At 33.6% G+C, this 15207-nt stretch carries 13 protein-coding genes; all 13 read right to left on the bottom strand.

What is annotated here, in order from left to right; translation table 11 throughout:
• Positions 1-67: 67 nt before the first annotated feature.
• Complete coding sequence (galE, locus tag BDD30_RS12070) at positions 68-1084, bottom strand: UDP-glucose 4-epimerase GalE (RefSeq protein ID WP_015836409.1); 1017 nt, start codon at positions 1082-1084, stop codon at positions 68-70.
• 71 nt (positions 1085-1155) lie between these two features.
• Positions 1156-3117, bottom strand: coding sequence for a polysaccharide biosynthesis protein (locus BDD30_RS12065; RefSeq protein ID WP_015836408.1), 1962 nt, complete (start codon positions 3115-3117; stop codon positions 1156-1158).
• 88 nt (positions 3118-3205) lie between these two features.
• Positions 3206-3769: a sugar transferase gene (locus BDD30_RS12060; protein ID WP_015836407.1), complete on the bottom strand. Its 564-nt coding sequence runs from the start codon at positions 3767-3769 to the stop codon at positions 3206-3208.
• Between the two features lie 19 nt (positions 3770-3788).
• Positions 3789-4721, bottom strand: a complete 933-nt coding sequence (locus BDD30_RS12055) for a UDP-glucose 4-epimerase family protein (RefSeq protein WP_015836406.1) — start codon at positions 4719-4721, stop codon at positions 3789-3791.
• Positions 4721-5842 (bottom strand): glycosyltransferase family 4 protein, encoded by a 1122-nt coding sequence (locus tag BDD30_RS12050; protein ID WP_015836405.1) that lies wholly within the window; start codon positions 5840-5842, stop codon positions 4721-4723. The genes BDD30_RS12055 and BDD30_RS12050 overlap by 1 nt, the downstream gene beginning before the upstream one ends.
• 70 nt (positions 5843-5912) lie before the next feature.
• Complete coding sequence (locus BDD30_RS12045; protein WP_015836404.1) at positions 5913-6950, bottom strand: SDR family oxidoreductase; 1038 nt, start codon at positions 6948-6950, stop codon at positions 5913-5915.
• 3 nt (positions 6951-6953) lie between these two features.
• Positions 6954-8231 (bottom strand): nucleotide sugar dehydrogenase, encoded by a 1278-nt coding sequence (locus tag BDD30_RS12040; RefSeq protein ID WP_015836403.1) that lies wholly within the window; start codon positions 8229-8231, stop codon positions 6954-6956.
• A 91-nt stretch (positions 8232-8322) separates the two neighbouring features.
• The gene (asnB, locus tag BDD30_RS12035) at positions 8323-10254 is read right to left on the bottom strand and encodes an asparagine synthase (glutamine-hydrolyzing) (RefSeq protein WP_015836402.1); all 1932 of its coding nucleotides are present in this window, start codon (positions 10252-10254) and stop codon (positions 8323-8325) included.
• 2 nt (positions 10255-10256) lie between these two features.
• Positions 10257-11405 (bottom strand): glycosyltransferase, encoded by a 1149-nt coding sequence (locus tag BDD30_RS12030; protein WP_015836401.1) that lies wholly within the window; start codon positions 11403-11405, stop codon positions 10257-10259.
• A gap of 5 nt (positions 11406-11410) precedes the next feature.
• Positions 11411-12655 carry an oligosaccharide repeat unit polymerase gene (gene wzy / locus BDD30_RS25045; RefSeq protein WP_015836400.1) on the bottom strand — a complete coding sequence of 415 codons (1245 nt, stop codon included), beginning with the start codon at positions 12653-12655 and terminating at the stop codon, positions 11411-11413.
• A gap of 98 nt (positions 12656-12753) precedes the next feature.
• Positions 12754-13272 (bottom strand): serine O-acetyltransferase, encoded by a 519-nt coding sequence (locus BDD30_RS12020; RefSeq protein WP_015836399.1) that lies wholly within the window; start codon positions 13270-13272, stop codon positions 12754-12756.
• A 12-nt stretch (positions 13273-13284) separates the two neighbouring features.
• Positions 13285-14163 carry a glycosyltransferase family 2 protein gene (locus BDD30_RS12015; RefSeq protein ID WP_015836398.1) on the bottom strand — a complete coding sequence of 293 codons (879 nt, stop codon included), beginning with the start codon at positions 14161-14163 and terminating at the stop codon, positions 13285-13287.
• Positions 14164-14653: 490 nt separating this feature from the next.
• The gene (locus tag BDD30_RS12010) at positions 14654-15205 is read right to left on the bottom strand and encodes an acyltransferase (protein WP_015836397.1); all 552 of its coding nucleotides are present in this window, start codon (positions 15203-15205) and stop codon (positions 14654-14656) included.
• Positions 15206-15207: the final 2 nt, after the last annotated feature.

The raw sequence follows: 15207 nt of genomic DNA, 5'->3' as shown, positions 1-15207 counted from the left end.
GGGCACAGATTAGCAGAAATCAGATAGATATTCAGGAAGATTTTATTGAGGAGTAGGTGACAGTTTCTCAGCCACTAAAACCATTGGGGTTATTCTTCTGCCAGTTCCAGCTATCACGCATCATATCGTCAATATTGCGTGTTGCTTGCCAGCCAAGAATATTGAGAGCTCTGGATGGATCAGACCAACATTCAGCAATATCTCCAGGGCGCCTGTCTGTGATCTTATATGGAATTGTTTTACCTGCTGCTTTTTCAAAAGCATGAAGTAGTTCAAGTACGGAATAACCAGCACCTGTTCCTAAATTGAAAACTTCATAGGATGGCTGCTTATTCAGGTAGTCAATAGCGGCAATATGGCCTTCAGCCAAATCCATCACATGAATATAATCACGAATACCGGTTCCATCTTTGGTTGGATAATCATTGCCATAGACGGATAAACATTCCAGACGACCAATAGCAACCTGAGTGATATAAGGCAGCAGATTATTGGGAATACCGTTAGGGTCTTCGCCGATCATACCTGATGAATGAGCACCAACAGGATTGAAATATCTTAGACTGGTGATCTTGAAATTTGGTTCGGCAGCGGCAAAATCTTTTAGAACTTGCTCAACCATCAGCTTAGAAGTGCCATAAGGATTAGTTGTACCACCTACTTTGGCATTTTCAGTTAGCGGGACAGATTCAGGATCGCCATAAACTGTTGCCGATGAGCTGAAAATCAGTTGATGTACACCGTTGGTACGCATAGCCTGCAACAGAACTAGAGTGCCAGTAACATTGTTCTGATAATATTCAAGAGGCTTTCTGGTGGATTCGCCAACTGCTTTTAATCCAGCAAAGTGGATGACGGTGTCTATTTTATTTTCTTGGAAAATTTTATTTAATAAATTTAGGTCAAGAATATCACCTTGATAGAATTTCACTGATTTGCCAGTGAGATTCTCAACTCTACGAAGAGATTCTGGTGATGAATTGCAGAGATTATCGATAACGACAACATCTGCTCCTTTTTCTAGAAGCGCTAATACGGTATGAGAACCGATGTAGCCGGCTCCGCCGGTGATTAAAGTAATCATTTGAATCCTTTAATAAATTTTCTCACATAAATAATTGATGCAATTATTATGGGAGTTAATTATTTTAATGATCAGGGAAAGGGGGTATGTAATTCGGATATAAAAAATTCAATATCATGTTTTTCGGCTTGGATTACATCAAAATCAAGCTTTTTTTGGGCTTTCCAAACTAGATCACATATCCCATCTGTTGGTGCGAATGCTGCTGGCGCTTTTAATAGCAATCGGCGAATTTTTTCATGATCAGAACTGCGGCATGCATCTGCTAACTCGATTAAAAGTTCACGTAATATCGGCCATGGTAACATGCTTTCTTGAGCAGTCATGATACGCGGGTGGGCCGTGTTATTTACTGCATCGCCAATTAATAATTCTTCAAATAATTTTTCACCTGGACGAAGTCCTACTACTTTTACTTCTATATCTCCTTCTGGGTTCTGTTTGTTTTTCAATGTTAGGCCACTTAATCTAATCATACGGTGAGCTAAATCAAGGATCTTAACAGGATTGCCCATATCAAGTACAAAGACATCTCCTCCAGTACCCATGGCCCCAGCTTGAATTACTAATTGGGAAGCCTCTGGAATTGTCATAAAGTAACGAATAATATCGGGATGAGTTACAGTGATGGGACCACCATTCAGAATTTGCTTGCGAAACAGTGGAACGACAGAACCTGATGATCCTAATACATTGCCAAAACGAACCATACAAAAACGGGTTTGGTTTTGTGCTTCAGCTAAAGCTTGCAAAATCAATTCTGCCAAACGCTTAGTAGCTCCCATGGTGTTGGTAGAACGAACTGCTTTATCTGTTGAAATGAGAACAAAGGTTTCAACACCCGCTTTTATAGCTGCTTGAGCGCTATAAAGAGTACCAAATATATTGTTACGTATTCCTTCGACTACGTTATATTCAACTAAAGGAACATGCTTATAAGCAGCTGCATGGTAGACAGTTTGAATTTGAAAGCTAGCCATTGCAGTACTTAAACGACACTGATGCTGAACTGAACCTAGAAGAGGTATAATCTCAGTTTTAATATCTTCACGATGACATTGCTCATTAAGTTCTTTATCAATTGCGTAAAGGTTATATTCAGATAATTCAAATAATACTAACTTAGCTGGTTTACAGCGTAATATTTGACGGCATAGTTCAGAACCAATAGAACCACCAGCCCCTGTCACCATGACATGTTTATTTGTTATATTCGCATTCATTAGTTCAGGTATTGGTTCTACAGGATCACGTCCTAATAGATCTTCTATAGAAACCTCTTTTAATTCATCAATAAATGCATTCCCTTTTACTAAGTCAGTCATCCCTGGAATAGAGAGAACTTCACACGGAAAATGTTCTAAGCTGTGGATGACATTTTGGCGTGTTGACCTAGATGCACTAGGTATTGCTAATAATATTTTCTTAATGTTAAAACGAAGAATTAATTCATCGATATTTTCAGCGGGATAGACACTAATTCCTTGAATCATTGTCTTATGTAGGGTTATATCATCGTCAACAAATGCAACAGGGAAATACTCTTGCCCTTGGTTTAGAGCTAATTGTAATTGTCGGCCTGATGACCCTGCTCCATAGATCAATACAGGAATTCTATTGTTTTTATTTCTATTAACCAACATTTGGAAAAATAACCTAACGCCACCAACTAACAGTATAGCAAATGCGAAATAAATTATAGGTACAGTACGTGGCAGAGATATGCTGAAAAAGAAAGCAGATATTACTAATAATATAGTAGATACCAAAATTCCTAGGGCTACTGTCCATAAAACTTTGAAGCCCACATAGCGCAATACTGCTCGATATAATCCTAATTTTATAAAAACTAGTATAGTCACTGGAGTGAGTATTGCTAATAGTCCCCATTGAGGTAAATTAGAAATGGGAATTTGCGCATCAAGACGAACCCAATATCCTCCCCAAAAAGCAATACTCAATAGTCCTATGTCCACTAAAATAGAAATAGTTCGTTTGAGCTTTCGTGGAAGCGCAAGAAAATAAATTAACATTATATTTTATGCCTATTAATCTGCATGGTTGAGGTTAATATTGCTATTTTAAATAGTTGTAACATTACAAAGACATGAGAAAAAACTATTAATATTTGACCCTATCGCCAGAGCCTTTACCAGCAACCGTTTGTATAATGTATTTGAAATAATCAGTTAATGTGAGTGAATTAATCATATGAGCATCCATTTCAGCTAATAATTTTGGTGTAGACATATCTACGGTGTTGACTTGTGCTAACCCTGTAATTCCTGGCTTCACATTAAATACATTAAGCAGTTTTCTTTCAGTGATTAGTTCTTCTTGATTAAAGAGACAAGGACGAGGTCCGACAAGGCTCATTTCCCCTTTCAACACATTCCATAATTGTGGCAGCTCGTCTAACTTACTTTTACGTAAGAAACTACCAAATTTGGTAATAGAAGAAGAATTGGCTAAATGACTTGCAACAGAAGCTGTATCTATTTTCATAGTACGTAACTTGACCAAAGTAAACGGTTTTTGAAATCGCCCCACACGTGTTTGTCGGAATAAAGGTGAGCCTGTGTCAAATAATCCGATAATAGTTAAGATAAATAAGATCGGGGAAGTTATAATCAATCCTGTTAAGGAAAATATAATATCAAATATACGAATTATCAAAGTGGTCATGGGTAATAATTGTTCCAATTTATTTATTAAATTCCGCACTGGCAATTTTGGCTAATTCTTCATCCATTGTAACTGGTGGGGTCCAACCTAAAACTTGCTTAGTATGAGTAATATCCACGTGTAAAGAGCTACATAATCTGTCAGCAACGGGTTTCTTACCAAATAAACCGGCAATGAAACGAATCCAATTCATTGGTATTGGGATTAATCTTGATGGTTTATCCAGAGCATTGGCCATTTTTTTTAGAAGATCGGTAGTGGAGATATCTTGATCATCGCTGACTATAAAAGTTTGATTTGCCGCTTGTGGGTGATCGACACAGGTCACGATCAAATCAACTAGGTTATCTAGTGCTACTAAACTACGCTGATTATGAATGGCGCCTAGTGGCAGGGGTAATCCTTTGTTCACTACTGTCATTAATGACTTAAAATTAGCTTTAACGCCAGGGCCATAGACTAAAGGTGGACGAATGATTACTAGTTCCATTCCCGTAAGATGTGCTAATTTTTTTAGTTCTTCTTCTGCTTCAGCTTTAGACTGCCCGTAAGCGTCACTTGGTGCTGGTATATCATTATATCGGAATGGGGTGCTGGGGTTTGTTTCTTCACCGTTTACTTTGATAGAACTAATAAAAATAAAACGCTTAACTCCAGCTACTATTGCTTGGCGTGCTAAATTTAGAGTTCCTTCAACATTGACTTCTCTGAATGCAGCTAATGGATCCAGTACTGAATCATTTATGATATGGACTCGAGCGGCTGAATGGATAACAACTTTAACACCTTCTAGTGCTAGAGAATAGTCAGTATCGCAGTCGATAGTGCCACTGAAAAAATTAGAGGATTGGTTTGTTGGGCGAGTACGACCAAGAGTTTTAACTAATTTTCCTGATAATTTATCAAGAATGGCTCTGCCAACGAACCCTGAGCTACCAGTCAGAAGAATCATTATAAAAATCCTTTTCCATCATATATTTCGAGATGTTTACTAATAACTAAAGATATATCAAATACACGTTCAGCTAATTTACGTCCTTCATTTGCCATATTATTTCTTTTTTCACTATTAGATATCAGATCTTGAATAGCTTCAGATAAGGCAAATGAATCTTTAACAGGTACAAGTAAACCAGTTACATTGTTTATAATTGCATCTCGACAACCTGGTACATCGGTTGTTATTACAGCTCTACCACAAGCCGCAGCTTCAATAAGACTTTTCGGGAGACCTTCTCGGTAGGATGGTAATACAATTATGTTTGCTTTTGACATGATATTATCAATATCGTGTCTATATCCCCAATATTCAACAATTCCTTGTTTGACCCAATGATCTAGTTCTTCTTTTTTCACTGATTTTGGGTTTTCGTCAGTATTCCCAACGAGGACCATACGGATTTGAATACCTTCTGACTTCAAAATTTTTGCAGCATTGACAAATTCCATAACACCTTTATCATAAAGCAATCGAGCGACTAGCATTACAACAGGAATATCATTAGGTTCTGGAATTACACGGTAGTTATCAACTTTTACTCCTGAACCTCTAATTATTAAACTATTATCTTTTTTTAATATATTTAGACTACAGAATAAATCTCGATCATTCTTATTTTGGAATATAACGTTTGTTTTGTTATTATGTAAAGCTAACTTATAAAATTTAATGACTAAAAATCGTATTATCTTCGATTTAATTGTGTTATCAATAAATATATAACCTAAACCTGATATAGATGCTACCCTTTTATTAATTCCTAAAACTAAACTAGCAATGCCTGCATATATAACCGGTTTAGATGTTACCATATGAATAATATCAGGTTTAATATTCTTGATAACTTGAAAAATTGTTTTAAATGTTTTTAGTTCATTGAACCATGATGTACCACTTCGGGATAATGGGAGTGGATGAACATTAATACCAAGTCCTATTAAGTAATGATATTGATTTGTAATGCCACAGGCTAAATGAATATCATAGCCTTGATTCATTGCAGACAAAGCTATAGGAAGTCGATGTGAAATGAAAAACCAATCGACATTAACAACAAAAAGTAATTTTTTCATCCTAAATTACACCTTAGATATAAAAATGGAGAACTTAATCTTGTATTTTAAGTCCCCCTTATAGTATATACTAATTATTTTTATATTCTTTCAAATACCATTGAGTAGCTAATTTTATTCCTTGCCGTATTGTATGTGTTGGTTTATAGCCAAGAAGATTTGACGCTTTATTAATATCTGCTAATGAATGTCTTACATCTCCTTTTCGGAAGTCACGATGTATAGCAGGTAATATATTATCATCATTAAAATTATTGGCGACCAGTTCACTTTTAATCATCTCAAAAAGTTCATTGAGAGTTGTCTGTTGACTAATTGCAACATTGTAGACTTGATTTATTGCATTATGATTTATGGTTGTGGCAGCTAATATATTGGCTTGAACAGCATTTGCGACAAAACAAAAATCACGGCTAGTTTTTCCATCCCCGTTTATATAGATTTGTTCACCTGCAAGCATTGTGGCTGTCCATTTTGGAATTACTGCAGCATAAGATCCATTGGGATCCTGCCGTGGGCCAAATACATTGAAATAGCGTAAGCCTATGCTTTGTAAATTATAAGTCCTTGCAAAAACACTAGCATATAATTCATTGGCATATTTTGTAACTGCATAAGGAGATAGTGGGTTTCCAATGCGCTCTTCTATTTTTGGAAGTTCAGGATGATCTCCATAAGTAGAGCTGCTAGCGGCATAAACAAAACGTTTAGCTCTTGCATCACGAGCGGCTACTAGCATGTTTAAAAAGCCACTAATGTTGGTAGCATTGCTTGTAATTGGATCTTCTATTGAACGAGGCACAGATCCTAGGGCTGCCTGATGAAGAATATAATCAACACCGACACTTGCCTTTTGGCAATCATCTAGGTTTCGTATATCTCCCTCAATAAAATGAAATTTTTGCCATTGTTCTGGTGTAATAAGGTTTTTAATAATTTCAAGGTTATGTTTATGGCCAGTAGCAAAGTTATCTAACCCAATAACATTTTGATTTAATTTGAGTAAAGTTTCTAATAAATTACTTCCTATAAACCCAGCAACACCTGTAATCAGCCAAGTTGCTGGTTTTTGTTGTAATTGAATCTTTAATTGTTCATATGAAATCATTTGTTATAGTCTCCATAAATGTGCGCCTCTGGCTTTTATTTCTTCAACCGGCCAGGTACTTTTTACATCTGCAAATATACCTCCTTTAGTTAGTTTTGATAGCAAAGTATTCAAACCCATTTTGCGATAATTGTTATGATTGACGGTAGCTATTATTGCATGTACTTCTGGCAGGTCATCCCATTTTGTTAATGAAATATTATATTCACGCTGTGCTTCGGAGTTATCAGCTAATGGATCATGAACCAATACATTGATACCATAGGCTTCTAGCTCATGAATAACATCAATCACTTTACTGTTGCGTAAATCTGGACAGTTTTCTTTAAATGTTAATCCTAAAATTGCAACGTTGCTTCCTTTAATTGGAATACTGGCAGCTATTAGGTTTTTAACAACTTGTTCTGCAATATATTTACCTATGCCATCATTGATTCTTCTACCTGCTAAAATAACTTGGGGATGGTAACCTAGCATTTCTGCTTTATTTGTTAAATAATATGGATCAACACCAATACAATGACCGCCAACCAATCCAGGTCTAAAAGGTAAGAAGTTCCATTTAGTTCCGGCTGCTTCTAGTACTTCTAATGTATCAATTCCAACGAGTTCAAATATCATTGCAAGTTCATTCATCAAAGCGATATTGAGATCCCGTTGAGTGTTTTCAATCACTTTAGCAGCTTCAGCAACTTTGATTGAACTTGCAGGATATACTCCTGCAGTTATAACTGCTGCATAGGTATTTTTTACGACTTCTAAAGTTTCTGGAGTATCTCCAGAAACTACTTTGATTATTTTTGTAACTGTATGTTCTTTATCACCTGGATTAATGCGCTCTGGGCTATACCCGATATAGAAATCTTTCTTCCATTTTAGGTTTGAAAATTTTTCGAGCACTGGAATACAAATCTCTTCTGTAGCGCCAGGATAGACAGTTGATTCATAAACAACTATTGCTCCTTTTTTCATATATTTCCCTACTGTTTCTGAAGATTTTATCAGCGGGGTGAAATCTGGGCGGTGCGCTTCATCTACAGGAGTGGGAACAGCAACGATAATGAAATCAGCCTCTTTGAGAGAGGATGGATCTGTATGGTAAGTTATTCGAGTTGCTGCTTTTAATTCTTTTGTAGAAACTTCTCCGGTAGGATCATAATGATTCTTATATGCAGAAACTTTGTTTTTAGAAAGATCAAATCCAATAGTATCAAATTGTTTACCAAACGCGACAGCAAGAGGTAGGCCAACATAACCTAAGCCAACAACAGCGATTTTCATCCTTAATGTTCCTCAAAATATGTAAAATAGTTACCTGTAATTAAAAATAGGGTTTTTTGAATCTATTATATCTAATATGTTGAATAACACTTCAATTAGAAGTGTTGTAATCTTGATACCATTGTTGGAACATTAGTATTGCCCAAAGAACATTACTCCAATTCCTAATTCCGTCAGTATGTTCTTTCCAAAGATTCTGAATTTGAATAGGGTCAAAGAAACCTTCTTGTTTTATTCTATTTTCATCTAAAAGGTCATTTGCCCATTCATATAATGGTCCTCTAAGCCAGTCACGGACTGGAATGTTAAAGCCCTTTTTAGGGCGTTCAATGAGGGAGGGTGGAACATACTTATATAGAATTTGTCTCAATGGCCATTTACTGGAATTGTCTCTTTCTTTATAGGAAATTGGTAACGAGTAAGCAAATTCAACAACATGATGATCAAGCATTGGGACTCTAGTTTCCAAAGAGGTTCCCATCGCGGCACGATCAACTTTGACTAAAATATCATCTGGTAAATAAGAATATGAGTCTATTGCCATCATTTTCTCTTGATTATTTAACGAGTCAAAGCTGGATACCAAGGAGTTTTTGTCATCGGTAGACGCATTCAATACTAACTTATCAGTGCTGTTATAATGAGATAGTAAGTAATTCTTATAAAAATATTCGAAATTACTTATTTCTAATAACTCAGCTCCTTTATGTATTTTATCGCCAAGGTATACTTTTTTGCCAGATGTAAGCACTAAACCCAGTTTATTAATTAAATTTGGTGAAATATAATTAATGAAGTTTTTCCCTATCTTACGTAAAGACATAGGAAGAGAATTAATCTTGTTCCATGCGCTGAGTGTATTATTATATCGGCTATATCCATAGAAAAGTTCATCACCGGCATCACCAGATAATGCTACAGTGACATGCTGTTTTGCCATTTTCGCAACTAAGAACATAGGAATTTGGCTAGAATCGGCAAATGGTTCAGAGTATATTTTTGAGATATTTGGTACTATATTTAATATATCCTGTGCGGTGACATATAATTCGGTATGATTAGTGCCTAAGTGTTCTGCTACTGCCTTTGCATATTCAGCTTCATTATAGTTTTCCTCATTAAATCCAATTGTAAACGTTTGTATGGGGCGTTTTGAATGACTCTGCATCAGAGAAACGATAGTAGAAGAGTCAACACCACCGGAAAGAAATGCACCTAATGGAACATCAGCCAACATTTGTTGTGAGATAGCCTTGGATAATAAAGATTCTAATTGTTCAACTGCTTCAGAATGGGTGCCTATAAAAGGATTTTCAATACTACTCAAAATAACCTTTTCTTTCGACCAGTAAACATTTTCTACTCCTTCTTTTGGAGTATAATTGGAGAAAGTTTTAAATGTACCTGGAGTAAGCTTAAAGATGTTTTCGAAAATGCTATTAGGAGCTTCAATATAACCTTTCTTTAGATAACCAGTTAGAATTTGCCTGTTTATTTCAGGTATAAATTCAGGATGATGTTTAAATGATATCAGATCTGAACCAAATAAAAGTGAGTTGCCTTGCCAACCATAGTAAAGAGGTTTTTCTCCAATTCGGTCACGTGCCAAAGTTAGTGTATGTGTAGTATTATCCCAGAGAGCAAAGGAAAACATACCAGTAGATCTTTGTAATGTTTTTTCTAATCCCCAATGCTCAATGGCGCAAAGTAAAGTTTCAGTATCAGAATTTCCTTTCCAGGTTATATTTTTTAAATCTCTTCTAAGATTAAGGTGATTGTATATTTCACCATTAAAAGAAATAGTAAAACGTTTGGAAGGAGAATGCATGGGCTGGTGCCCTGTTTTGGTTAGATCAATTATAGCTAATCGACGATGAGAAAACGCAATACCAGTATTTATATTAAACCATATACCATTATCATCAGGACCACGGTGAGATATTGCATCTCCCATCTTTTGAAGAACAGCCGATGGATCTGAATGTAATCCCTTTGGGCAATAAAATCCTGCAAATCCACACATAGTTAATTACCATTATTAATTATTTGGTTTTGATAAAAGTTTTTATAGTCAGCCCAAGCTTTTTCGATAGAAAAATTATTTTTAATACGTAGATGGGCTAAATTAGCTAGTTTTTTTAACTCGTTTTCATTCATATTTATTAATTTTATGATGGCTTTTGCTATATACTCAGGTTGAAATGGTGGAACGATATAACCTGTATCACCAACAATAACTTTTGCTTCACCGACATCTGTCACTAAAGGTACAACTCCGCAGCTCATTGATTCAGCAACAACATTAGGAAAACCTTCACTTTCTGACGGCATGCATAAGATATCAAATGCGGGCATTATATCCCATATATTCCTGATTTCGGGTTTCATTACTAAGTATTTCCTAAGAGACAAGTTATTAAGATATGGTTGTAATAATGCTGCCTTTTCAACGTTGCGCCCAATCATAACTAGCCTAAGGTTTTTTATTTTATCTTCTGGAATATTTTCAATCAAGTATTGGAGAGCTTGAAGAAGGTAAATGTGTCCTTTAATAGGAGAATATCGAGCCACCATACCAATTATAAAGTTTTCATTGCTTAATTTTAGATTATTGCGTGTATTATTTCTTTTTTCTTTATCCGGTGAAAATAGATTTGTATCTATGCCATTATGGAATACATACATATATTTACCAGAATAACCAGCTTTTATATGAGATTCTTTAGCTGATTCTGCGCAACAAATAATAGGAATAGGGTATCTTTTGGATATTGCTGCACAAACCTTAGAGATGAAACCAGTGATTCCACTTGGTATTGCTGTTCTGCGTATGCTCCAGATAATTTGGGATGTAATTCCTAAGCTTTTTGCTATAAGAAAACCTAAGAGGTTAGCGTGATACATCCAGCATTGAATAATAGTATCTTTATTTACCAGAGTTTTTAGTAGTTTTCTTAGTTGAAAAATTCCTGTCAACCCCCCTTTTCTACTGAAATTTGTTGTATATACACTAACTCCATGAGACTTTAATTTTATCATCAATGGTGTTTGATTATCTATTAGTGAAATAACAATATGTTCTATATTTTTAGCATGGGAGTGTAATATCAATTTTTCTAATTGGGATTCTGCTCCACCTTGATGCAAGGAAATGATCAGATGAATAATAGTCATGTTACTCATAGTACTATAGTCGATAATTTTCTTATTATGGCGAGTAAGAATAAGAATAGAAATAAGGCATAACAGTATGTAGTAAATGTTCCCCACCAAGGTGGCATAACATATATTAACCATGATAACCAAAGAATATTTTTAGCATCATATGTTAAATTTATTTTCTTTACTAAAAACATAGATAACCATAATAGAGACAATGTAAAAATGATGTAATATATGCTTAATACTGGGGATATAAAAAACCAAGCGGGATAAGATATATTAGTATTCCATTGTCTGTCTGTTTTGAAGTGAGAGAATATATCAGTGGTAGTGATATACGTCCCTATGTTATCACGTTTAAATCCGTATACTAAGTGATCATATATAATTCCATGTAATCCATCGGCCCAAAAAGAACGGAATTGATTGTTTTCCATTGCGTGTTCTATATATCCTGAATATCTAATCGTTTCAGATAACATGCTAATGAGTTGGATACGGCCAATTAAATTATAAAATCCCTCATATACGATAGTAAAGTAATTATTTATTGTTAGCGAGGATATAAAATCATGAAAAAAATGGATAGAGAGTATACCTTCTGTAGTAAGTCTAAAATTCATTTTTAGTATAAAAATGAAAGGATATAGTAATATTATTAATAAAATTATGAATAATAATTTTATAATGCTAAAGTTTTTTTTCTTATAATAGTTAAGGCCTTCCATAAATATAATTATGAGTAAAGGGCCACTCCATCCTCTGATTATATTTGAAATCAACCATAAAAAGATATTTAGCCTAAAATATTTGCTTCCTCTGAAGTAGCCATAATATATAAAAACTAACATGTCAATGGGAATAAATATCCAGAAAATTCTCCATATATTTTTATTGTTTTCAATATTAACTTCAGATGAGTTATGTCCATTATAAATAGAATAAATCAAAAAGAACACTTGTAAAATGAAAATTAGAAAGCCGATTTTATTTGATATATATTTAGAGTTATTAGGATGAGTCAGAAAAGGATAAAGTGGCTTAATCTTTACCTTAAGATATAATTCAAAAATAAAATAAAGTATTATAATATAAGATGTTATAATAGATAAGCTGGATATAATTATTAAGCCGCTATCATGTGATTTTTTACCATTAACATCCCCCATTAGTTTATCAGAGGATAATATTATGATAGTCGAAACTATATTTATTAGTATATAGATAAATAGCCATAAAGTTCTGTAATTTTTATCTCTCATATTTGATTTTTATTATCCATTTAGATAAAGTGATCTATTTATAGGTTTTTTAATTATATTGAGTTAGTGTCGGTTTAGTAGATAAAAATATTACTAATTTAATTGCACTTTGCGGGTATTCCAACAGCTGTTTTACCATCACCAATATCTGTTATAACTACAGCATTAGCACCAATAGTAGATGAATTACCTACACATATTGGACCTAGTATTTTTGCTCCTGTAGCTATAACGACATTATTTCCAATTTTAGGTTGATTATCTTTGCTGGGTAGAGTAATGTCCTTATTCCCTAATGTAACTCCGTTGAATATCTTGCAGTTATTTCCTATTGTTACATCTGCACCTATAACAATATCATGTCCATGAGATATTATAAGCCCGTATCCAATTTTTGCTTTTAGGGATATATCACTCGCATAAATAATTCTGATTAAATACTCGATAAGAACTTTAAAGAATATCCCAAAGATAGGTACTTTTGCTAGGCTTTGCCCAAGTCTAATAAAAAAGACTAAATGTAGAGTATGACTACAGATAAGCCATTTTAATTTTATTAAAATGCTCTTGTTATTCACAACAGCATCTAGGTCTTTATAAAAATATTTTAAGCTCATTAAATATATCCATTAAGGTAGTTTGAAATTTTTTATTATAGAATATTTTTTTATTAAAATAAATAATGCAATGAGAATTTTTCTTGAGAACAAATGTTTATAAAATATCTTCATGTTTTCTTTTCTCTTATTTTTTAATGCGGCTAAGAAAAGAGTTAATGCAGCTGCAACAATATGACTCTTTAGGTCAGGATATTTTTCTTTAAAATAGGAAAATGTTTTAGAAAGCATTATTTTTGTCTTATTGCCATCTGAAGCAATACCAATTCCTGCTCTGTAAACACCTAAGATTTCATTTCCGACAAATGCAGCATAATTATCACCTACCTGTTCTACATTCAAAAAATAATCTGTAATGGGTATATCTACTTGTGGGTAAAAGAAGGTATTTCTCCTATACATTTTTGAGCTATTCACTCCAATAGCGATATATTGAAGTATATCTTTTCTATAATATTTTCCATTTATAATTTTTTTAGTAAATAAGTCATCAACTATTCTTTTATCTGGATAAGATACTTTCACTCTATGCCATGATATATTGCATTTTGGATTTTTTTCCATAAAGGCAACTTGTATTTTTAATTTATTGGGTAGCCAGTAATCATCTCCATCAATATGACAAACATATTTTCCTGTGGCAAATGAATGGGTGCTTAAGAAATTTTCTAATGCACCTAAATTTTTATCTCTTTGTATTATTTTTATGGAAGAAAAATTATTTGCATAATTTTTTATAATATCTGGAGTTCTATCTGTAGAGCAGTCATCACTGATAATGATTTCAAAATCAAAGTCTGTTTCTTGTGAAACAATACTTTCTAGACATTTTGTAATGTATTCCTCTTGATTATAAGTGACAACACATACAGAAACTAATGGAACATTCATTCTTAAAAACCTTAAACTTTAAAATTAACTATTGGCTACAAGGGCGACAAGACAAATATTACTCAATAATACAGGACGGGAGCGCGAATATATTTTTGGCGAGAGTTATGAGTAAATGCTCACATTTTGGACAACCAGAAATAAATCAAGATTAAGCTATTGTGTGACCAATCATATTTTTACCTGGCCCAGTAGAATGTAAGTAAAATAAATCAAGTAATACGGCTATCAGGGGTGGTTGCCTCTGTATTTTTCTGGAAGAGAATGAATAACATAAAAATGGTATAGTGTAAAATAGAGGAGTAATAATATGTGATTAGACGGAATTTTCTATGGATAATACCAAACTGGGTTTTGAAAAAAATAAAATTTTAATAATACACTAGCCACTCCATAATTCATGCCGGCGAAGTGGATGACTGAAATTACTCGAAAATAGTTTTCATTTTTATGATATTCTTTAATTTTATAACATAGTTTGTCTTATTGTTTAATCTAATATTTTAATTATCTTTTTCTTTCTTAATTGAGATGATTCATTTTCACTAAATATGATTAATTTTGAATCGTTCTTAGCATGATAAGATTCTATGTCAGAGATTATACGTGCAGGTATACCACCTATAATACAGTTTGGTGGGAAAGTTCCTTTTACAATAGATCCTGCGGCAATTATTGTATTATCTCCTATATATGTATCCATTAATATCAATGATGATGATCCAATAAAGACATTATCCCCGATTTCTATCTTACCAAAAATAGACTTTTTTCCATAAATATTATCAATATCTTCACCTGTTTTTATAAAAGGGACTTGGATCCCACCATCATGGTTTATAAATCTAACTCCATCGGTAATTAAACATTGATTACCAATTTTGATAAGATAAGGTTCTGAGCCAAAATCTTGTATTCCAATAAATTTAGAATTCTTTCCAACATTCATTCCATTAATTAAAGCTAATCTTAATTTATTTTTTCTATATAGAAAAAAAATAGTTTTGAATATAAAATTCAATATCTTATGTAGAAATACCATAT

It is taken from the genome of Photorhabdus asymbiotica (assembly GCF_003634575.1).
GTDB lineage: Bacteria > Pseudomonadota > Gammaproteobacteria > Enterobacterales > Enterobacteriaceae > Photorhabdus > Photorhabdus asymbiotica.
The sequence above is the reverse complement of the archived record's forward strand: the minus strand, read 5'-3'. Positions and strand labels throughout refer to the sequence as shown.

Bases quoted from the DNA above. Each gene is read 5' to 3' on its own strand.
- galE (WP_015836409.1), bottom strand. From the start codon at position 1,084: ATGATTACTTTAATCACCGGCGGAGCCGGCTACATCGGTTCTCATACC.
- BDD30_RS12065 (WP_015836408.1), bottom strand. From the start codon at position 3,117: ATGTTAATTTATTTTCTTGCGCTTCCACGAAAGCTCAAACGAACTATT.
- BDD30_RS12060 (WP_015836407.1), bottom strand. From the start codon at position 3,769: ATGACCACTTTGATAATTCGTATATTTGATATTATATTTTCCTTAACA.
- BDD30_RS12055 (WP_015836406.1), bottom strand. From the start codon at position 4,721: ATGATTCTTCTGACTGGTAGCTCAGGGTTCGTTGGCAGAGCCATTCTT.
- BDD30_RS12050 (WP_015836405.1), bottom strand. From the start codon at position 5,842: ATGAAAAAATTACTTTTTGTTGTTAATGTCGATTGGTTTTTCATTTCA.
- BDD30_RS12045 (WP_015836404.1), bottom strand. From the start codon at position 6,950: ATGATTTCATATGAACAATTAAAGATTCAATTACAACAAAAACCAGCA.
- BDD30_RS12040 (WP_015836403.1), bottom strand. From the start codon at position 8,231: ATGAAAATCGCTGTTGTTGGCTTAGGTTATGTTGGCCTACCTCTTGCT.
- asnB (WP_015836402.1), bottom strand. From the start codon at position 10,254: ATGTGTGGATTTGCAGGATTTTATTGCCCAAAGGGATTACATTCAGAT.
- BDD30_RS12030 (WP_015836401.1), bottom strand. From the start codon at position 11,405: ATGACTATTATTCATCTGATCATTTCCTTGCATCAAGGTGGAGCAGAA.
- wzy (WP_015836400.1), bottom strand. From the start codon at position 12,655: ATGAGAGATAAAAATTACAGAACTTTATGGCTATTTATCTATATACTA.
- BDD30_RS12020 (WP_015836399.1), bottom strand. From the start codon at position 13,272: ATGAGCTTAAAATATTTTTATAAAGACCTAGATGCTGTTGTGAATAAC.
- BDD30_RS12015 (WP_015836398.1), bottom strand. From the start codon at position 14,163: ATGAATGTTCCATTAGTTTCTGTATGTGTTGTCACTTATAATCAAGAG.
- BDD30_RS12010 (WP_015836397.1), bottom strand. From the start codon at position 15,205: ATGGTATTTCTACATAAGATATTGAATTTTATATTCAAAACTATTTTT.